The 20608-nt window shown below is 56.4% G+C and carries 17 protein-coding genes, 1 tRNA gene and 1 pseudogene; 2 read left to right on the forward strand and 17 right to left on the reverse strand.

Annotated features, from left to right (window positions below):
• Nucleotides 1-54 precede the first annotated feature (54 nt).
• The 12 genes from ACFCTO_RS02455 to ACFCTO_RS02510 all read right to left on the reverse strand — a co-directional run bounded on the left by ACFCTO_RS02455 (nt 55) and on the right by ACFCTO_RS02510 (nt 12606).
• Entirely contained in the window at nt 55-1494 is a 1440-nt protein-coding gene (locus ACFCTO_RS02455; protein ID WP_499876340.1) for an Rne/Rng family ribonuclease, read from the reverse strand.
• Nucleotides 1495-1538: 44 nt separating this feature from the next.
• Nucleotides 1539-2234 (reverse strand): precorrin-2 C(20)-methyltransferase, encoded by a 696-nt coding sequence (gene cobI / locus ACFCTO_RS02460; protein ID WP_499876341.1) that lies wholly within the window; start codon nt 2232-2234, stop codon nt 1539-1541.
• A gap of 2 nt (nt 2235-2236) precedes the next feature.
• Nucleotides 2237-2947 carry a TIGR03936 family radical SAM-associated protein gene (locus ACFCTO_RS02465; RefSeq protein ID WP_292261202.1) on the reverse strand — a complete coding sequence of 237 codons (711 nt, stop codon included), beginning with the start codon at nt 2945-2947 and terminating at the stop codon, nt 2237-2239.
• Nucleotides 2922-4811: a TIGR03960 family B12-binding radical SAM protein gene (locus ACFCTO_RS02470; RefSeq protein ID WP_239639554.1), complete on the reverse strand. Its 1890-nt coding sequence runs from the start codon at nt 4809-4811 to the stop codon at nt 2922-2924. Before ACFCTO_RS02470 ends, ACFCTO_RS02465 begins: the two co-directional genes overlap by 26 nt.
• Nucleotides 4812-4835: 24 nt before the next feature.
• Nucleotides 4836-5939 carry a rod shape-determining protein RodA gene (gene rodA / locus ACFCTO_RS02475; protein WP_294024697.1) on the reverse strand — a complete coding sequence of 368 codons (1104 nt, stop codon included), beginning with the start codon at nt 5937-5939 and terminating at the stop codon, nt 4836-4838.
• Between the two features lie 9 nt (nt 5940-5948).
• Nucleotides 5949-6779, reverse strand: a complete 831-nt coding sequence (locus ACFCTO_RS02480) for an AAA family ATPase (protein WP_298677022.1) — start codon at nt 6777-6779, stop codon at nt 5949-5951.
• A gap of 43 nt (nt 6780-6822) precedes the next feature.
• The gene (gene mrdA / locus ACFCTO_RS02485) at nt 6823-8730 is read right to left on the reverse strand and encodes a penicillin-binding protein 2 (RefSeq protein WP_292261193.1); all 1908 of its coding nucleotides are present in this window, start codon (nt 8728-8730) and stop codon (nt 6823-6825) included.
• Nucleotides 8731-8749: 19 nt separating this feature from the next.
• Nucleotides 8750-9259, reverse strand: coding sequence for a rod shape-determining protein MreD (gene mreD / locus ACFCTO_RS02490; RefSeq protein WP_020309888.1), 510 nt, complete (start codon nt 9257-9259; stop codon nt 8750-8752).
• A complete protein-coding gene (mreC, locus tag ACFCTO_RS02495) occupies nt 9256-10176 on the reverse strand; it encodes a rod shape-determining protein MreC (protein ID WP_020309889.1) in 921 nt (306 codons plus the stop codon). The genes mreD and mreC overlap by 4 nt, the downstream gene beginning before the upstream one ends.
• Nucleotides 10177-10178: 2 nt before the next feature.
• Complete coding sequence (locus tag ACFCTO_RS02500) at nt 10179-11219, reverse strand: rod shape-determining protein (protein WP_292105651.1); 1041 nt, start codon at nt 11217-11219, stop codon at nt 10179-10181.
• A 272-nt stretch (nt 11220-11491) separates the two neighbouring features.
• Nucleotides 11492-12121, reverse strand: coding sequence for an ECF transporter S component (locus tag ACFCTO_RS02505; protein WP_020309891.1), 630 nt, complete (start codon nt 12119-12121; stop codon nt 11492-11494).
• A gap of 401 nt (nt 12122-12522) precedes the next feature.
• A tRNA-Leu gene (locus ACFCTO_RS02510) sits at nt 12523-12606 on the reverse strand.
• Nucleotides 12607-12698: 92 nt separating this feature from the next.
• Between ACFCTO_RS02510 and ACFCTO_RS02515 the strand changes: the two genes are divergently transcribed.
• Complete coding sequence (locus tag ACFCTO_RS02515) at nt 12699-13013, forward strand: DUF6693 family protein (protein ID WP_020310038.1); 315 nt, start codon at nt 12699-12701, stop codon at nt 13011-13013.
• Nucleotides 13014-13170: 157 nt separating this feature from the next.
• Here ACFCTO_RS02515 and ACFCTO_RS02520 read toward each other — a convergent pair whose 3' ends face one another.
• Genes ACFCTO_RS02520 through topA form a run of 5 tightly spaced genes read right to left on the reverse strand, consistent with a single transcriptional unit; the run spans nt 13171 to nt 19953 of the window.
• Nucleotides 13171-14397, reverse strand: a complete 1227-nt coding sequence (locus tag ACFCTO_RS02520; protein WP_499876342.1) for a class I SAM-dependent rRNA methyltransferase — start codon at nt 14395-14397, stop codon at nt 13171-13173.
• A gap of 12 nt (nt 14398-14409) precedes the next feature.
• The gene (gene hslU, locus ACFCTO_RS02525; RefSeq protein WP_292261134.1) at nt 14410-15813 is read right to left on the reverse strand and encodes an ATP-dependent protease ATPase subunit HslU; all 1404 of its coding nucleotides are present in this window, start codon (nt 15811-15813) and stop codon (nt 14410-14412) included.
• A gap of 15 nt (nt 15814-15828) precedes the next feature.
• Nucleotides 15829-16380: an ATP-dependent protease subunit HslV gene (hslV, locus tag ACFCTO_RS02530; RefSeq protein WP_499876343.1), complete on the reverse strand. Its 552-nt coding sequence runs from the start codon at nt 16378-16380 to the stop codon at nt 15829-15831.
• Nucleotides 16368-17693, reverse strand: a complete 1326-nt coding sequence (gene trmFO / locus ACFCTO_RS02535) for a methylenetetrahydrofolate--tRNA-(uracil(54)-C(5))-methyltransferase (FADH(2)-oxidizing) TrmFO (RefSeq protein ID WP_499876344.1) — start codon at nt 17691-17693, stop codon at nt 16368-16370. Before trmFO ends, hslV begins: the two co-directional genes overlap by 13 nt.
• Nucleotides 17683-19953 carry a type I DNA topoisomerase gene (gene topA / locus ACFCTO_RS02540; protein WP_292301313.1) on the reverse strand — a complete coding sequence of 757 codons (2271 nt, stop codon included), beginning with the start codon at nt 19951-19953 and terminating at the stop codon, nt 17683-17685. Before topA ends, trmFO begins: the two co-directional genes overlap by 11 nt.
• Before the next feature lie 208 nt (nt 19954-20161).
• Here topA and ACFCTO_RS02545 point away from each other — a divergent pair.
• A pseudogene (locus ACFCTO_RS02545) lies at nt 20162-20608 on the forward strand (IS701 family transposase); the annotation flags it as partial.

The following is a 20608-nucleotide window of genomic DNA, read 5'->3' on the forward strand; positions in this document are numbered from 1 at the left end:
GTGAAAACAGCTTTGTAACAAGAAGTGAACATAGGCTTTCCCCTTTCCAGCCCATCAGGGCTCGTAGGACAAAATGGAAAAGACTTCCCGGTTCGGATGGTGTGATTCTTCAAAATAGAGAGTCCGCTTCAGCTCCCGTTCCCATTCGGCTTTGCGCTTCTTGTCCTTGAGCAGGGCCAGGACGTCGGGATGGGCTTCGATGAGGATATCCCCTTTGATATGGCGGACCTGGACCATATGGCGCAGGCGGCGGATAATCTGGATGGCCACGGTTTCCGGCGAATAGAGATAGCCTGAACCGCCGCAGACGTCACACGGGCTGAACTGGACCTGGTACAGGCTCTGGCGGGCCTTCTTGCGGGTGATTTCCACCAGGTTCAGGGCCGTCATGCCCAGGACGCGGGTCTTAGTGCAGTCCTGCGCCGTTTCCCGGGTCAGGATCTGGAGGATTTCGTCGCGTTTCGTCGGCTGGGCCATGTCGATGAAATCGATGATGATGATGCCGCCAATATCGCGCAGGCGCAGCTGGCGGGCGATTTCCACGGCCGCTTCCTTGTTGACGTGGAAAATCGTATCCTGCAGGGTCGAACCGTTACCGGTGTACTTGCTGCTGTTGACGTCGATGACCGTCAGGGCTTCCGTGTGGTCGATGACCAGATTGCCTCCTGACGGCAGGGGCACGATGCGCGACATGAGGTGGGTCAGGCTCTCTTCGATGGCGTACTGTTCAAAGATGGGCACTGTCCCTTCGTAGAGGCGGACGCGGCTGCGCCAGGCCGGGTCGAGAAAGACCTGGCAGATGCGTTCATAAGCTTCGCGGCTGTCGACGACGACTTGTTTGACGTCGGCCGTGAAATGGTCGCGGATCATGCGCATGACCAGGTCGGCTTCGCGGTATAAGAGGGTCGGCTTGCGGGACCGCTTATACCGCTGGAGGATGCTGTCCCACGTCCCCAGGAGATACTGCAGGTCCTTGAGGAGCTCTTCCCGGGAAACGCCCTTGGCGACGGTCCGGATGATGAGGCCCATGCCGTCGGGCTTGATTTCCGATACGATGCGGCGCAGGCGGTTGCGTTCTTCTTCGTCACGGATTTTCTTGGACACGCCGATGTAATCGACAGTCGGCATGAGGACGGCGTAGCGGCCGGCCAGGCTGATATTGGCCGTGACTTTCGGCCCCTTCATGCCCTGTTCGTCCTTGATGACCTGGACCAGGACGGACTGGCCCACGGAGAGGTGCATCTGCTGGATTTCTTCCTTCGACGCCGCCCGCGGGAACATGTCGCCCATATAGATGAAGGCGTTCCTGCGGCGGCCGATGTTGACAAAGGCAGCCTGCAGGGACGGCAGGATGTTCTGGATCGTCCCTTTATAGATATGGTTGACAATGTGCATGTCGTCATTGCGTTCGACAGCGAAATCACGAAGACGACCATCCTCCAGGATAGCCATGCGCGTTTCTTCTGGCATGACATTGCCTACGATTGTTTTCATCTTCTCATTCCTCCTGTGCGGGCAAATTGGTAATCGCAGACAGGCTATTTCACTAACAAGACGGCGAAATAACCCGTTTCTTTGGCGTCAGCCGCTTTTTCATAGACCCGCTCTCCCGGCAGGCCGCAGCGTTCGATCATCGACGCCTTGTCGAGGAGCTGCAGGTCCCGCAGTTCCTCCTGGATCGGTGCCAGCCGTCCCGAGGGCTTCATGATGACCTTGCTGCCTTCCAGGGCCAGCAGTTCTTTGCGGTGTGCATTGTTTCCGGGGATGACGATGAGGACTTCATCCTTTTCGCACAGCGGCTGCTGGAGCTTGGCGGCGACGGCGCAGAAACTGGGCACGCCGGGCACGATTTCCGTGTCGTAGCCGGCCTCATGGACGAGGCGGTGGACGTAGATGCTGGTCGCGTAGACTGTCGGGCAGCCCAAGGTGATGAGGCAGACGTCGCGGCCCTGGTCGAGTTCGTCCTGCAGGCGGCGCGCCGCTTTCTCATGGGCTCCCTGGAGGACCTGGTCGTCGCGGGTCATGGGGAAATCCATGGCGATGACCGTTTTATCCTCTAAGGAAACGCCGCAGCCGTCCAGGGCCTTCAAGAGGATGCCCTGGGCCGTGACGACGCCGGTCCGGCTCTGGGGCACGGCCAGGACGGGACAGGTCCTGATGATTTTCAGCGCCTTCAGGGTCAGCAGTTCCGGGTCGCCCGGGCCGACGCCGACGCAATAGAGTGTACCTTTCATGATCATCCCTCAAATAACGAATATTTCTGACCGTTTTCCTTGCGGACGAAAATACCCGTCCGCCGGGCCAGCATCATGTCCGTGTGGATGGGCAGGCCGAATTGGCTGCCCAGAATTTCCCAGACCTGGGACGGCTTGATGGCCCCTTCGCCGGTCTGATAGATGCCGACGGTCAGATAGACATTGCCGTCCTTCACATGACCGTGGACGGCTTCGACGACGTGCTGCTTGACGTCGATGGTGCGCACGCGGTGCTTGCCCTTGTGGGACACCTTTTCATAGAGGACGCTGGCCGCATCGTTGAATTTCGCCAAGATCTGGTTGAGTCCGTCCTGGCTGAGGTCTTCCGTCAGCGGGCCGCGCAGGGTATAGACGGCGTAATTGGCAATGGCCATCAGCTTCGGTGCCTTGGCATCGACGTATTTGCCATCGAGGACGGCAAAGCCCTGGGGCGACATGGCGTTCATGCGCGCCATGACATCGGCGACGGGCAGCTTTTCAGCCAGTTCCATGTCGAGGTATTCCACATCGGCCGAGACACCGACGCCCAGGGCCGAGGCGAAGCTGAGCTTCATATGCGGATTGAAGCCTTCAGAATAACAGATAGGCAGTTTGGCCCGGATGATGACGTAGCGCACGGCCCGGGCAAAATCCAGGTGCGACAGGAATTGCAGGGCCCCGTCTTTCTTAACAGCTAAACGTAGTCTTTCCATGGTCGTCCCCTTCCTTTCTGTCGATGATGGATACGCCCAGATTCGGGCAGACACCGCAGCCCGTACAGGGCAGGCGGCGGCAGTCGTGAGTCAGTTCAGCTCGAGAGGCCTTCTGCCATTCGCGCTTCAAATAGGCCTTGGCGGCACCGTTGCTGAGGTGGTCCCAGGGCAGGGCTTCGTCGAGGCTGCGCGTCCGGGCGGCATAGTAATCGGGGTCGATGCCGGCCAGGTCGAAGGCTTTCATCCACATATCGTAATCGAACATTTCCGTCCAGCCGTCGAACTTGCAGCCCAGTTTCCAGGCTTCGTAGAGGACTTTGCCCATGCGGCGGTCGCCGCGGGCGAAGGTCGCTTCCAGGCGGCCCGTCTTGGCGTCATGGTAATGGTAGGAAATGTGTTTGTCGTTGATGAGGCCCTTGATGTACTGCTGTTTCCGTTCGATTTCTTCAATCGGCAGCTGGCCGAACCACTGGAAGGCCGTGTGCGACTTGGGTACGAAGCTCGATACGGAGACCGTGACCTTGCCGTTGTTCTTGTGGGTCACTTTGCGGTAGAGATTGAGGACCTTGTAGGCCAGGTCGGCGATGCCGGCCAGGTCTTCGTCCGTTTCTGTCGGCAAGCCCATCATGAAATAGAGCTTGACCGTGGACCAGCCGTTTTCAAAGGCATTTTCACAGGCTGCCAGCAAATCTTCTTCCGTAACGCCCTTGTTGATGACGTCGCGCAGGCGCTGGGTCCCGGCTTCGGGCGCAAAGGTCAGGCCGCTCTTGCGGACCTGCTGGACCTTCTTGGCGATATCGACGGAAAAGCTGTCGACCCGCAGCGACGGCAGGCTGACGCTGACTTTCTGGCCCTTGAATTCGTCCAGGAGCTGGTCGACCAGTTCGGGCAGGCAGGAATAATCGGCCGAGCTCAGGCTCATGAGGGAAATCTCATTGTAGCCCGAATTGGCGATGATCTGTTTGGCCAGGTCGGCCAGGTGTTCCGGCGACTTTTCCCGGACCGGCCGGTAGAGCATGCCGGCCTGACAGAAACGGCAGCCGCGGCTGCAGCCGCGGAAGAGTTCCAGGACGGCCCGGTTGTGGACGATGTCGATGTTGGGTACGATCGGTTTCGTCGGGAAGAAGACGTGTTCCACATCGGAAACGACGCATTTCTCGATTTCTGCCGGCGCTCCCGGTTCAGTGACGGTCAGGCCCTGGAAGTCGCCCTTTGCATCATACTGGGCTTCATAGAAGGACGGCACGTAGTTGCCCGGCTGCTGGGAGAGCTGCTTCAAGAGGCCCTTCTTGCCGCCCGGTTTCCCCTGCTCTTTCCAGGCAATGATCGTATCGGCCAGGACCTGCGTCGATTCTTCCGATTCGCCCAGGAAAAAGACGTCGATGTAATCGGCCAGGGGTTCGGCGTTGTAGGCACAGGGACCGCCGGCTGCCACCAGGGGCATGTCGTCGCCGCGGTCTTTGGCAAAGAGCGGGATGCCGGCCAAATCGAGCATGTTGAGGATGTTGGTAAAGCTCATTTCGTACTGGAGCGTAAAGCCTACCATATCGAAGTCGCGCACAGGCGTCTTCGTTTCCAGGGAAAAGAGCGGATAGCCCTGGCTGCGCATGACTTCTTCCATATCCGGCCAGGGCGCGTAGACCCGTTCGGCTGCCACATCGGGCCGTTCATTGAGGAGCGCATAGAGGATGCGCAGGCCCAGATGGCTCATGGCGACTTCGTAGACGTCAGGGAAACAATAGGCAACGGTCAGTTTGACGGCATCGTGGTCCTTGACGACGCTGTTCCATTCGCCGCCGACGTAGCGGGCCGGCTTGCTGACTTTGCTCAGTAAAATCGGATCGATCTCCACGGGATGTGACAAATTAATTTCCTCCTTCACGGCGGGTTAAAAAATCATCGTCTGCTGACGCATGTAAATACTCAGTAAGAGGCCCAGGCCCATCATATTGGTCGTCAAGGCGCTGACGCCGTAGCTCATGAACGGCAGGGGGATCCCCGTGACCGGCATGATGCCGCAGGTCATGCCGACGTTGACCAGGATCTGGAAAGCCCACATGGAAACGACGCCTGTCGCCAGCATCATGCCGAAGCTGTCCTTGCAGTCCTTGGCAATCATGAGGCCGCGATAGACGAGGATGAAGTACAGGAACAAGAGGAAGACGCAGCCGAGGAAGCCCAGTTCTTCGCCGATGACGGAAAAGATGAAGTCCGTATGGTTTTCCGGCAGGAAGTTCAGCTGGCTCTGTGTCCCCTGGAAGAGGCCTTTGCCAAAGAGCATGCCCGAACCGATGGCAATCTTCGACTGGATGATATGATAGCCGGCGCCAAAGGGGTCGGCATTGGGATTGAGGAAGACCGTAATACGGGACTTCTGGTAATCCTTGAGGAAATGCCAGCCTATAGGCGCCAGGACGACGCCGGCCAGGAAGACGTTGCGCAAGAGGGACATCTTGATGCGGCCGACGAAGAGCATGCCGAAGGTAATGGCCAGGAAGACGAGACTCGTCCCCAAGTCAGGCTGTTTCAAGACCAGGAGAAAGGGAATCCCGACGTAGAGGCCGATGGGCAGGACCTGGCGCCATGTGTTGAGCTGGCCTACGCGGTCGCTGAGAATCGATGCCGTGCAGATGATCATGATGAGCTTGGAAAATTCCGACGGCTGCAGCGTGATCGGGCCGAGCTGGATCCAGCGCTGGGCGCCCAGGGCCGACGTACCGACGAACATGACGGCGACCAGCATGAGCAGGTTGATGATGTACAGGGGCTTGGCGTATTTCTTCAGCTTCGCATAATCGAAGCGGCTGAAAAAGAGGATGATCATCAAGTCGACGACAAAAGCCGCCCCCTGTTTTGCGACGAAGTCGTAGTTGATGGCCCCTTTATTGATATGCGTCGCACTGCCGATGATGCACAGGCTGATGCAGACGATGAGGAAGCTCACGATGAGCATGACTTTATCTAAATTTTTCCATTCTCGTTTAATAAACATTTCTCTCTCCTATCGGCGATAGTGGCGCCAATTCCGGCATTCCTGACGGCGGCGCTGCAGCGACAGGCCCGGTAAGACGTCGGCCTGGGCCTGGTGTTTCGGCAAGAGGGCCGTCAGAGCCGTTTCCTCGATGGCCTTCCCCGTTTCCAGCCAGTCTGCCGTAGCCGACAGGGCCTGACAGAAAGGCAGGGAATCGGCCATACAGGTGATCCGTCCTTCCCCGGCAGCCCGGTCGATGCCATCATCATGCGGTAAGAGACCGGCGACGTGGCCGGTCTGCAAACGGGCTTTGGCTGCGTCTGGCGTGATGACGCCGTCAGCGTAAAAATTATTGAGGATGACGTCGTAGTGAAAGCGCTTCTGCCGGTCCGCATACTGCATGACCTTAGCCGCATCGCGCAGGGACGACGGCGACGGTTCGACGACGAACAGGATCTCATCGGCCAGGGCCGTCGCCGCCTGATAGGCGCCGTCGCGGCCGGGCGGGCAGTCGATGAGGGTATAGTCATAGGACCCGGACAGGGACTCCAGGACATATTGATACGACGGGATGTCGATCCGCTCCCAGGTCCGCTTCTGGCTGGCCGGCAGGAAATCCAGTCCCGGCACGACCGGCAGCAAAGCCTGGCCGGGCAGGCATTTCCCCCGCGCAGCCTGGGCGGCATCGTAATGGATGGACCCGTCCAGACCGAAGAGCAGGTCGAGATTGCGCAGGCCCATGTCGGCGTCGGCCGCCAGGACGCGGTGGCCCCGGCGCTGCAGGAGGACAGACAAGGCCGCCGTAATCAGGGTCTTGCCGACGCCTCCCTTGCCGGAGGCGATGGCGATGAGCTGGGACATGAAATCACTTTCCTTTCTGATGAGATAAGGCCGTCATCAGGACTTATCGGTCAGACTCAGCCCCATCGCGATGGCTGCTGTCCTTCCCGTCCTGCGCATTCTTATTGGCCTTGTTGTCCTTTTCTTTGCCGTCCTTGTCTTTATCCTTCGGTGCGCCTTCGGCGTATTCACCGACGTGGAAATAGGCTTCCAGCATGGAACGGACAATCGGGCCGGACGACAGGGACCCGAAACCGCCCTGTTCCGTCAGGACGGCGATGACGATGCGCGGATGTTCATACGGCGCATAGGCGACGAACCAGCCATGGTCCGTGCCGCCGAAGTTTTCCGCCGTCCCTGTCTTACCAGCGACCTGGATGGGGAAGCCGGCGAACAGGGAACCAGCTGTACCGGATTCTTCAGCAACGTTACGCATCCCTTCGCGGACCAGGTCCAGCGTCGATTTGGATACGGACAGGGTGCCGACCTGTTCCGGTGCAAAAATCTTATACGGCGTGCCGTCGAGATTGTCGATACGGCTGACGATGAACGGCCGGTACTGGATGCCGCCGTTAGCGACTTCGCTGACGATCATGGCTGCCTGGAGCGGCGTAACCAGCTGGAACCCCTGGCCGATAGCCGAGTTGAACGTATCGCCGAGGTACCATTCATCGTGGAAATTCTTCTTCTTATATTCCGCACTGGCGACCAGGCCCGGTGCTTCGCCGCGCAGGGCGATGCCCGTCTTCTTGCCCATGCCGAACATGCGGGCGTATTTCGCCAGTTCGTCAATGCCGACGCGGCGGCCCATTTCGTAGAAGTATACGTTATCGGACTTAGCCAGGGCTTCGACGAAATTGATCCAGCCCAGGGCTTCGCCGCCGGCGTTGCGCATGTCAACCAGCCAGTGGCGGCCACTGTCGAAGATCATTTCATCAGGCGTGACTTTCTTGAGTTCCAGGGCTGCCGAACCGGTGATCAGCTTGAACGTAGAGCCCGGCGGATATTCGCCGGCAATGACGCGGTTTTCCATGGGGTGATTGGGGTTGTCGTTGATGAGGGACCATTCTTTTTCCGTAATGCCTCGGGTAAACCAGTTCGGGTCGTAAGCCGGACGGCTGGCCATGGCCAGGACGGCGCCCGTATTGGGGTCGATGGCGACGGCAGCGATGCCGTGGGTGCCGATGCCATTGGCAATCTGGCGGTCCATGGCCCGTTCCGTAGCCTGCTGCAGGTAGAGGTCAATGGTCAGGTGCATATTGTGACCGGCTACGGGGTCCTTGCGTTCCATTTCCTTGACCGGACTGCCGGCGGCGTCAACTTCGACCTGACGGCCGCCATCCTTGCCGCGCAGGAGGTCATCGTAATAGGCTTCCAGGCCGGCCCGGCCGATTTGGGTGATGTTGGATACGCCTTCGACGCCTTCCAGGCGCTTGGCGTCTTCTTCATCGATCTGGCCTACGTAGCCAAAGACCTGGGCGGCCATCATCTTGTACGGATAATAGCGGATCGGCTGGACGTCGACGGAGACGCCAGGCAGGTCGTTGCGCTGTTCTTCGATTTTCGTGACGATATCCTGGGTCAAGTCATTGGCCAGGACCGTCGGCACGTAAGAGCTCTTGACCTTCTGGACCTTTTCCCGCAGCTTATCTTCCGGCATGTTGAGGATGCCGGCCAGTTTCTGCAGTTCTTCGTCGCTCATGCCGTCCTTAGGCGGCACGTAGGTCACCATGAAGCTCGGCCGCGAGCCGACGAGGATCTGGCCGTTGCGGTCGTACATGATACCGCGCATGGCTGCAATGGGGATGGCCCGCAGGCGGTTCCCTTCGGCCAGGGTATAATAATATTCACCGGCAAAGAGCTGCAAGTAGACCAGCCGGCTGATGAGGATGACGAAAATCGCGATGACGATCCAGTAGAGGTAGCGGAAACGGCCATCTTGATTCTTCTTTTTCAATAACGCTTCAAGCATGTAACTAAATCTCCTTTATTTACCAGCGATAGCCCGGGAACCCGTAAAAGGCATCGTCGCGGCGCAGATGCCAGACGATGTGATCCACCGGCAGGGCCAGGATTCCGTGATAAACAAGCATAGGGATGCTGAATTCCAACAAGTAGGCGGCGATGTTGATGTACTGGCCGGCCAGGAAGAGGAACCCGCAGGTCAGGACCAGGCCGACTTCGGTCGCCCCGAGGACGATGAGCAATGTCAATACCCACTGATCCTTGTCGATGTCGCGGCCGAGGTAGCTGCAGATGAGGGCTACGATGAGATAGACCAGCAGGTGCAGGCCAAAGAAATTGCCGATAATGACATCCTGACAAAATCCGCCCAAGAGGGCCGTGATGATGCCGATGCGCTGACCGTGATGGAGGGCCATGAGGACGACGAAGACGAAGATGAGGTTAGGCTGGCTCACGCTGTTAAACATAAAAGGCAGGATGGCAGCCTGCAAAATAAAGACGATGAAGGCTGTCATGACACAGTTCAGTTTCTTCATAATGCCGCGGCTCCTTTAATTCCTTCTACTTTGTCGCGATTCGTCTGAGGTACGAGTTTCGGCGTGACTTCCGGTTTTTCATAGGACCCGGTATCGGCCGACTTCAAGATGACGAAGACTTCTTCCAGTTTGGAGAAATCGACGCTGGGACGAATGACGGCATATTTTACGAAATCATTTTCATTCTGATGGATCGATACGATGGTGCCGATGGGCAGGCCCTTCGGATAGATGGAGCCGAAGCCCGATGTGACCAGTGTATCCCCTTCCAGGATATCTGCATCCTTGGCGATGTTGACGAACTGCGGTTCCGTCGGCACGTTGCCGTTGCCGCGGACGACAGAGGAAACGCGCGATTCCGGACGCTGTACGATGGCACCGATGCTGGTCCGCGGGTCCGTCAGGAGCTGGACGCGGGACGAATGCGGATAGACGTCGCTGATGAAGCCGACGACACCGCTCGGCGTGATGACCGGCATGTCTTTTTCGACGCCTTCGCCGCTGCCGACATCGATGATCATGGTGTTGGTCCACGTGCCGTAGTCACGGGAAATGACCGAACCAGCCAGAAGCTGGTACTGATTATGGGTCGATTTGAAATTGAGGAGCGCCCGCAGGCGGTCGTTTTCGGCTACGACTTCATCGTAGTCGACAGTCCGGCTCTTGAGGTCGGCATTTTCTTTTTCCAGCGATTCCCATTCAATGCGGTTCTTCAAGCTGACGTCGACGATGTGGATGCTCGAGGTCAGCGAATCCATGACGCGGCTGGCACCGTATTCAAAAGGCGACATGATCGTCATCAGCGGCTTGGTAATGAACGGCAGGGAATCGCGCTGGCGCCAGGCCCAGCCGACAAGCGCAATGACGATGAATAAGATGAGTACGAAGACGACGCTTCTTTTACCGAACGAAAACAATTTTAAAATCTCCTCCTATATATACGCTGTGCCCCTTCGATGAGGGCCGATAATTTATCACGATCAGCGACGGCAATGCCCGTGCCCTTGGCGACAGCCAGTTCCGGCTCGGAAGCCAGCATGACCGGCACGCCCAGTTCCTGGGTGAAGAGCTGGTCCATGCCCTTTAGCTTGGCCCCGCCGCCGGTGAGGACGATGCCGTGTTCCATAATGTCTGCGGCCAGTTCCGGCGGCGTTTCCCGCAGGACATCCTTGACCAGGTCGAGGATCTTGATGAGAGGCTTGCCGATGACGTGGTAGAGCTCACTCGATTTGATGGCCATTTCCCGCTGGAGGCCGTCATCGAGGCCGCGGCCCATGAAGTAATAGCCCCGGTCTTCCAGGGGCAGGACAGCCGAGCCGTTGGTCACTTTCATCTCTTCCACCGTCGTGTCGTCAGTGACGATATCGTACTGATAGCGCAGGTAATCTTTGATGGCCGCATTGAAATCGAGGCTGCCCAGATGGAGCGACTTGGATACGACGATGCCGCCCAGGGACAGCATGGCTACATTGGTCGTACCGCCGCCGATGTCGACGACCATATTGCCGACCGGGTCATAGACGGGCAGATTCACGCCGAGAGCCGCAGCAGCCGCCGTTTCGATGAGGAAGGCTTCCTTGGCGCCGGCCTGATAGACGGCTTCCATGACGGCCCTTTTTTCGACATTCGACGCCGCCGAAGGCACGCCGATCATGATGCGCAGGCGCTGGACGCTGCGGACGCACTTGCTGAGGATATAGCCCAGCATCGTCCGGGTTACACTGTAATCGGCGATGACGCCGTGGACCAGAGGCCGATGGAGCTTCACCGTTTCCGGCGACCGGGACAATAAGTCCTCTGCCGCCCGGCCGACAGCAATCATCTTGCTGTTCCGTTCATCTGTCGCCATAACCGACGGTTCAGACAGGACGATGCCCCGGCCCTCCACATAGACCTGGGTCGTAGACGTCCCTAAATCAATCCCTATATTTTTAGTTAATGGAGAAAAAATCGAAGCCATAACAAATCCTTTCTATTTCTTTCGCATATTCTGTTATACAAAACAGTCATCATTCCATATTCTATCACATTGCGCCCCTTTTCGCATTAACTAATTTCATGGAATGGAAAAAAGGCGTTGTCCCAAGAAGACAACGCCTTTTTTAGTTTTAAGTTTGCAGTTTGTAGTGGATAGGTAAAAATTCAAGCCCCTCCGCTACAAACTACAAACTCAATACTACAAACTTTGAAACAAAGAAACCTCGCATGACAGCCGAAACGACCACACGCTTCTTACGCGACTTTCAATCCGGCACGGTGCAAGGCCATGACGATCGGCGTAATGATCAGGCCCGATACGATGGCTTCCGGGATGCCATTGACGGCCGTAATGCCCAGCATGATGTTGATGACGTTCATGAAGGGGATGCCCTGTGCTTCGGCATAAGGGACGCCGACGATGGCCGTAAAGGAACCCAGGAAGAGAATCGTGTGACAGACCGTCGTCAAGACCGCCGTGACGGCGATGCGCCATACTTCGCGGATTTTCAGATGACGGTACAATTCAAAGGCGATGACGCCGATCAGGATACGCGGTACGATACAGATGAAGGCGTCGGCAACGACGTTATACTGTACAGCAAACAACAGCAACGCGCTCGGTGCCTGCAAGGACCGGATAAAGGAAAAGATACCGAACATGAAGCCGACGATCATGCCGACCTTGCGGCCTGCTGTCAGGCTGCCGATGATAGTCGGGATGTGAAGGATTGTCGCGTTCATGATGACCAGCGGGATGAAACCATAGCCCGTAAGGCCTAAAAAAATCGTAATCGCCGATAAGAAACCGGCAACCGTTAACTGACGAATCGACAAAAAAGTGCGTCGTGCCGGCATGACGCCAGCAACATTCTGTTTTTCCATGTTTTTCCTCCGTTCTCGCTCTTTCGCAAGATACAAGTCGCAATACGATTAAAGACGCAAAAACACGGCCGGTCCGCGCCAGTATCCGCCCGTTTCCGGTACCAACCCGGCGCTTTAAAAGAACCTGCCTTATGTGTCACGCGTAGTATATCATACTTGAAGGGGTCTTGCCAATAGCAATTGGGAATATTGTGAATCTTTACACAAGCATAATGGAGGATAAAGGCTTTCGGCCGCAGTTGGCAGTTCGCAGGCCGCAGTTGGCAAAGAAATACGGTCCAGCAAGAACGGGCTGTGGATTTTTCTCCAGCAGGCTCGCCCTCTATCATGAATCAAATTTCAAACATGAAAAAGAAAGGGACTGTACGCGATAGCACAAAGCTTCATGCGACAGTCCCTTTTGGTGCGAGTGGAGGGACTTGAACCCTCACGCCGTGAGGCGCCAGATCCTAAGTCTGGTGCGTCTGCCATTCCGCCACACTCGCAAGTACCTTTTTATTCTACCATGCTTCCCTCCTATTGGTCAAACAAAAAATATGGTATCATATTTCTATATATATCATAAAGGAGGATTGTTATGTTATTACAAAGGGAATCGAAATTTGAAGGGTCTGTACTCGGATTTATCGGCTATGGCCTCATCTTAGTCATCCTTACGATTTGTACGTTCGGCATCGCCTATCCTTGGGGCGAAGTCATGTTCCGCCGCTGGATCTGCCGCAATACGATCATCGACGGTCAGCGTCTCACTTTTGATGGAACAGGTCTGCAGCTCTTCGGCAGCTACATCAAATGGTGGTTCTTCACTATCATCACGCTGGGCATCTACGGCTTCTGGCTGTTCAACAAGATGACCGCCTGGCGGGTAAAACATACGCATTTTAGGGAATAATAAAAGGGCTGTCGCATCGCGACAGCCCTTTTAAGTTGTTAGTGGCTAGCAGTTAGTGGTTAGCAGATAGTTTTAAATTTAAAGGTTTTCTCTGTGAGAAAGGGACTACACATACGATGAGGATAACCAGCGAGTTACTAACCACGAGCCACCAATCTCACACGACCTGAAACAGGTAGAACTTCAGGTAATTCGTTTCCGGGACGTTCCAGAGGATGGGATGGTCCGGCGACTGCTGGCGCCCTTCGATCTGGCGGAGGCGGACGCCGGCGTCTTTGGCGGCGTCGTGGAGCATCCGGCGGAACAGGTCGTCACGCATGAAGTGGGAGCACGAACAGGTCGCGAGGTAACCGCCGCGGGGCAGGAGTTTCATGGCTTTCAAGTTGATTTCCTTGTAGCCCCGGATAGCGTTGCGGACGGTATGGCCCGATTTGGTGAAGGCCGGCGGGTCGAGGATGATGAAATCATAGTCATGGCACTTGTGGTCGGCCAGGTCGGTCAAGAGGTCGAAGACGTTGGCCTGCTTGGCCGTGACGATGTCTTCCAGGCCGTTGCGGCGGATATTTTCGTTGGTCATGTCGACGGCTTCCTGGGAAATGTCGACGGCGGTGACGCTGGCCGCCCTGCCCTTGGCCGCATTGAGGGCAAAGGCTCCGGTATGGGTGAAGCAGTCCAGGACGTGCTTGCCGGCAGCGATTTTGGCGACAGCCAGGCGATTGTATTTCTGGTCCAGGAAGAATCCCGTCTTCTGGCCATTTTCCACATCGACATCGTAGAGGATGCCGTTTTCGTCGATGGTCGTCAAGACGCTGCCCGGCTGAGGCAGGAAGTCGGCCTGATACCAGCCTTTATACTCTTCCATGCCGTCCAGTTCGCGGACTTTGACGTCGTTCCGTTCATAAATGCCGCGGATGGTGACGCCCATGGCGGCCAGTTCGTCGACGAGAGCCTTGAAGATGACCGGTTTGACCTGGTCCATGCCATAGCACAGGGTCTGGGCGACGAGGACGTCGTTATAGCGGTCTACAGTCAGGCCCGGCATGTCGTCGGCGTCGCCGAAGATGAGGCGGCAGCAGGCAAAGTCTTTATCGCCCATGACCGTCTTGCGGTAGTCCAGGGCATATTTGACCCGGCGCTGCCAGAAAGCTTCGTCGAAGCGGTCGTTGGCATTGCGCGACACGATGCGCACGCGTATCTTAGAAATGTCGTTGGCAAAGCCCGTGCCGAGATAGCGGTCTTTGTCGCTGTAGACGTCGACGATGTCCCCTGTCTGGTACGTACCTTCGACATGGGTCACTTCTTCGCCATATACCCAGGGGTGGCCGCTGCGGGCAGCCCGTTCCCCCTTCTTGGTAATCGTTAATTTCGCATAAGGTCGGTTCATATTTCCCCCGTTTTATAAAATATAATGGCTCAAGTCGACGTTCTGGACGACGTCGTTCAGCTTGCCCGAAACGAATTCTTTATTGACGACGATGTGCTTTTCGTCAATATCCGGTGCTTCATAGGCCACATCTTCGAGGATTTTTTCCAAAATCGTGTGCAGCCGGCGGGCGCCGATGTTTTCCGTTTCCAAGTTGACGCGGTATGCATATTCAGCAATGGCGTCGATGCCGTCATCAGTGAATTCCAGGGTGACGCCATCCGTTTCCAGGAGGGCCTTATACTGTTTGACCAGGGACTGGTTCGGTTCGGTCAGGATGCGGCGGAAATCGTCGACCGTCAGGGACTGGAGTTCGACGCGGATTGGGAAGCGGCCCTGCAGTTCCGGAATGAGGTCGCTCGGCTTGGATACGTGGAAGGCTCCGGCAGCGATGAAGAGGATGTGGTCCGTCTTGACCGGGCCGTACTTGGTGTTGACCGTAGCTCCTTCGACGATGGGCAGGATGTCGCGCTGCACGCCTTCGCGGGAGACGTCGGGCCCGTTGGAACGGCCCTTTTCGGCGATCTTATCGAATTCGTCGATGAAGACGATGCCCGATTCTTCCGTCGCTTCGATGGCTTTGTCGACGATGATATCCATATCCAGACATTTTTCCAATTCTTCTTCCTTGAAGATTTCCCGGGCCTTGGCGACGGTCATCTTCTTTTTCTTCTTCTTTTTCGGCATGATGCTGCCCAGCATTTCCTGGAAATTGTTGGTCAGTTCTTCCGTCGAATTACCCGTCAGGATGCCCTGGAAGCCCTGGTTCTGTTCAGCCACTTCGACTTCGATTTCCCGGTCGTCCATCTTATGGGCGCAAATGTCTTCAAACATCTTCTGCCGGCGGTCGGACTTCGGTTCTTCCAGCTGCTTCGGTTCTTCCGGCGTTTCATCGTCGTCATCATCGCTGCTGAAGAAGACGTCCATCGGGTTCTTGACTTTTTCCTTGATGGACTTCTTCGGCCAGAAGACCTGGAGGATGCGCTTGTTGGCTTCTTCTTCGGCCTTTTCTTCATAGCGCTGGCTTTCCTGTTCCTGGACCATGCGGATGGCATTGGCCACGAGGTCGCGGATCATCTGTTCGACGTCGCGGCCGACATAACCGACTTCGGTGTATTTCGTCGCTTCGACTTTGATGAACGGCGCGCCGACAAGCTTGGCCAGGCGGCGGGCGATTTCCGTCTTGCCGACGCCAGTCGGCCCGATGAGCAGGATATTCTTGGGGATGATTTCATCCTGCATGTCTTCACTCAGGCGTTTGCGGCGCCAGCGGTTGCGCAGGGCGATGGAGACGGATTTCTTGGCTTCCCCCTGGCCGACGATGTATTTATTCAATTCCGCCACGATCTGTTTTGGCGTCAATTCTGTTTTTTCCATGAAAATACCTCTTTCTTAAATTTCTTCGACAATGACGTTGTGGTTGGTGTAGACGCAGATATCGGCTGCAATATGCAGGGATTTTTCAGCGATTTCCCGGGCCGACAAGTTCGTGTTCTGCATGAGGGCCCGTGCCGAAGCCAGGGCATAGTTACCGCCGGAACCGATGGCCAGGACGCCGTCGTCCGGTTCGATGACTTCGCCGTTGCCGGAAATGAGCAGGATGCGCTGGCTGTCAGCGACCAGGAGCAGGGCTTCCAGCTTGTGAAGGATTTTATCGGACCGCCAGTCCTTGGCCAGTTCGACGGCACTGCGGACGAGGTTGCCATTGTGTTCGTTCAATTTTTCTTCAAAGTGGTCGAATAAGGTGAACGCATTGGCGACAGAGCCGGCAAAGCCGCTAATGATCTTGCCGTGATAGAGGCGGCGGACTTTCTGGGCCGTCCCTTTCATGATGACGGCATTGCCCATCGTGACCTGACCGTCGCCGGCGATGGCCGTCTTGCCGTCGCGCTGGACGGCGCAGATCGTAGTAGCGTGGAATTCGGTAGACATTAATTCAGACATGGGTAATCCCCTTTCATTTGTTCAATTTCATCGAGTGCCCGCTGTGCCAGCAGGGCGTTCTTTTCTTTCTTCTTCATGCGTTTCTTGATGCCCAGCGGTTCCATGAGGCCGAAGTTGATGTTCATCGGTTGGAAATGGTCGTTCGGGCCGCTGGAAATATATTGGCTCAGGCCGCCCATGGCCGTGCGCCGGGAAAAGGTCAGGCCGTCTTCCCCTTGCAGGAGGCGGGCCGCATTGACACCGGCCAACAGGCCCATGGCTGCCGATTCCAGGTAGCCTTCGACGCCGGTCAGCTGGCCGGCAAAGAGCAGGTTCGGCTGTTTGCGCAGCTGCAGCGTCGGCAGGAGCAGTTCCGGCGAATTGATATAGGAATTGCGGTGCATGACGCCATAGCGGACGAATTCGGCGTGTTCCAGGCCGGGAATCATGGAAAAGACCCGCTTCTGTTCGGGGAACTTGAGATGGGTCTGGAAACCGACGATATTGTACAGCGTGGCGCTGCCGTTATCCTGGCGGAGCTGAACGACGGCATAAGGCAGTTCGCCTGTACCGGGCAGTTCCAGGCCGACAGGCTTCATGGGGCCGTAGCGCATGGTATCGATGCCGCGGCCGGCCATGACTTCGATGGGCATGCAGCCTTCAAAGACACTGTCGTCTTTTTCAAAGTCGTGGAGTTCGGCACATTCAGCCGTCGTCAGGGCCTGCCAGAAAGCTTCGTATTCTTCTTTGGTGAAAGGGCAGTTGAGATAGTCTGCCCCACCCTTGCCGTAGCGGGCGGCGCGGTAGACTTTGGTCATATCCAGGGAGTCAACGGCGACGATAGGCGCGGCGGCGTCGTGGAAATGGAAGTAATCCTCCCCGGTCAGGCGGCGGATGGTATCGGCCAGGGCGTCACTGGTCAGGGGGCCGCTGGCGACGATGCAGATCTGGTCGTCCGGCAATTCCGTCACTTCTTCATGGCGGATGGTGACCAGGGGATGATCCTTTAGTTTTTTCGTCACGTACTGGCTGAAGGGGACGCGGTCGACGGCCAGGGCTCCGCCAGCCGGGACGCGGTGCGTATCGGCGGCATCCATGATGAGCGAGCCGAGACGGCGCATTTCTTCCTTCAAGAGGCCGACGGCGTTTTCAATATTCGCCGCCCGCAGGGAATTGCTGCAGACGAGTTCTGCGAAATATTCCGTGTGGTGAGCCGGCGACGATTTGACCGGCCGCATTTCTACGAGTTCTACCGGGATGCCGCGGCGGACGAGCTGCCAGGCAGCTTCCGATCCGGCCAGGCCGGCTCCGATGATTAAGACACTATTCTTCATGCACTACCTCACCTTTTTTATGGTTTTCACACTCTGCATTGCTGCAGAAAATCTTATCGGGTCCTTTTTTATAATGTTTGACAATCATGATGCTGCCACAAAGGGGACACTTCTTGTCGACAGGCTGGTTCCAGAGGACGAAGTCACATTCCGGATACTGGCTGCAGCCGTAGAAGACGCGGCCCCGCTTGGACTTGCGCTTGATGAGCGTCCCCTTGCCGCACTTGGGACAGGTAATCCCCAGGTCTTCGACGATGGCCTTGGTATTGCGGCATTCCGGGAAATTGGAGCAGGCCAGGAATTTGCCGAAGCGGCCGAATTTATAGACCATCGGCGCGCCGCAGAGCTCGCAGACCTGCCCCGAATCCTGGCCGGAAATGGTGACTTTTTCCATCTTTTCTTCAGCTTCGTCCATTTCCGGCTTGAAGACGTCATAGAATTCCTGGAGGACGTGGCGGTACGTGTCCTTGCCCTGTTCGATGGCGTCCAGCTCTTCTTCCATGTGGGCCGTGAAGCCGACGTTGATGATCTGGGCGAAATATTTCTTCAGCAAATCGACGATGATGACGCCCAGTTCCGTCGGGACGAACTGTTTATCCTTCTTTTCGACGTAATTGCGGTTCTGGATGGTATCCATGATGGGCGCATACGTACTCGGCCGGCCGATGCCCTTTTCTTCCAGCGTCTTGATCAAGCTGGCTTCGGTATAGCGTGCCGGCGGCTGAGTGAAATGCTGCTGCGGCGTGACGGCCTGGTTGTGGACGACGGTATGGGCCGAAATATGGGGCAGCTCGGCCAGGGTCTTGTCCTTCTTGGCGTCTTCGTAGAGTTCCGTAAAGCCCTTGAACAGGACTTTGTAGCCCGCAGCCCGCAGTTCGTAGCGGCCGCTGTCGATGATGATGGCCATGTGTTCCGTTTCGACCGATTCCATCTGGCTGGCCAGGAAGCGGTTCCAAATGAGCGTATACAGGCGCAGCTGATCGCGGGACAGGAATTCCGACACCTTGTACGGCGTCAGTTCCAGCGACGTCGGACGGATGGCTTCATGCGCATCCTGACTGGTCTGTTTCGTCTTGTAGACGCGGGGCTTGTCGGGGATGTATTCTTCGCCGTAGTTCGACGTAATGAACTCCCGCGCGGCCTGGACCATATCGTCGTTGATGCGGACCGAGTCCGTACGCATGTAGGTAATGAGGCCGACGTGGCCCTGGTCGCCCATATCGAGGCCTTCATAGAGCTGCTGGGCCAGCATCATCGTCTTCTTGGCGCCAAAGTTGAGCTTGCTGACACATTCCTGCTGCATCGTCGACGTCGTGAACGGCGGCTGGGGCTGGCGTTTGCGCTTGCGCTTTTCGACCTTCACAATCGTATCCGGTTCGTGGTCTTCGCCGCGGCTTTCCCAGGTCAGGTCGTGGGCGATGGCTTCGGCCGCTTCCTGCGTCGGGATTTCGGCCTTCTTGCCGTCGATCTTGGTCAGTTCTGTCGACAGGGTCAGGCCGTCTTCGGTCTTATAGGTTCCACTGACGGTCCAGTATTCTTCCGGCACGAAAGCCTTGATGGCTTCTTCCCGTTCACAGATGAGGCGGACGGCGACGGACTGGACACGGCCGGCGCTGAGGCCCTTGCAGACTTTCTTCCACAGAAGAGGGCTCAGTTTATAGCCGACGATGCGGTCCAGGACGCGGCGGGCCTGCTGGGCGTCGACTTTCTTGAGGTCGATGGGTTCCGGGTCCTTGATGGCCTCAAGGATAGCTTTCTTGGTAATTTCGTGGAACATGATGCGGCATTTGTCGTGCGGGTCGATTTCCAGCAAATGGGCCAGATGCCAGGAAATGGCCTCCCCTTCGCGGTCCGGGTCAGTTGCCAGATAGACTTGTTTCGAGCGGATGTATTCATTCTGCAAGTCTTCAATGAGTTTGCGCTTATCCCACATGTTGGTATACGTCGGCACGAAGCCTTCTTCGATATTGACGCCGAACTGGTTGCGCGGCAGATCCCGCAGGTGACCGCGGCTGGCCATGACCTTGTAGCCGCTTCCCAGGAAGCGTTCGATAGTCTTGGCCTTGGCCGGCGATTCGACGATGACCAGATTCTTGGCGTTCTTCGGAAGCGGATCCAGCTTCTTCAGCGGTTCCTTCTTGGGCAGATTGACCGTGCCGTGGATGACGGTCTTCTCGCCGTCGCCTTTTTTCTTGCGGCCTCGTTTCTTCTTTTTAGTATCATCAATGATGATTGTGCGTTTAATCGGAAATTCTAACATCTATCTCCATCCTGCCTCTCGCTGTACACGAAATCTGAAAATGTACTTAAACTATTTCTCATCATACACTATTCGCCGCAACCTTTCAAGGTGTGACTCTTTCTAATACTACAGCAGTTTACAACTTTTTGAACAAATAAATATCGCGTAACCACACTTTGAAGTATAATGAATCTGCTCAAAAACATCATTCCAAAGGAGTTACGCGATGATTTCATTATACCTCGAAAATTCGATTATTGGTAGCCTGTTTCGTTTCTTTTCTACATATTTTTCTACGGCGACACGGCCAACGCGATTCCTACTGACCTGGTTGGTCATCGCTCAGGTAGCCTTGCAGGCCTTCCCGTCTCTTCGCTTTCTTCATCGGAATTTCTTGTCCCAGGTGACGCATCGCTGCTTAAATAGTTATTACCGGGCGCTTCAGAGCGAAACGGTGACGAGCCGTTCTCTCCGCCTGCAAACAGCGGAATTGGCTTGCAGCCTGATTCCGGCGGCCTTACAGAATGAACCGGTCTTTCTCAGTGTCGATGATACGACGGTACCGAAATTCGGCAAGAAGTTCGATGCTGTTTCTCTGTTGCATGACCACGCCTGCCATACAGGCAAGCCTTACGTAAATGGTCATTGCTTCGTCAGTTTGACACTGAGTGTC

It is taken from the genome of Megasphaera indica (assembly GCF_046614755.1).
Classification (GTDB): Bacteria; Bacillota; Negativicutes; order Veillonellales; family Megasphaeraceae; genus Megasphaera; species Megasphaera intestinihominis.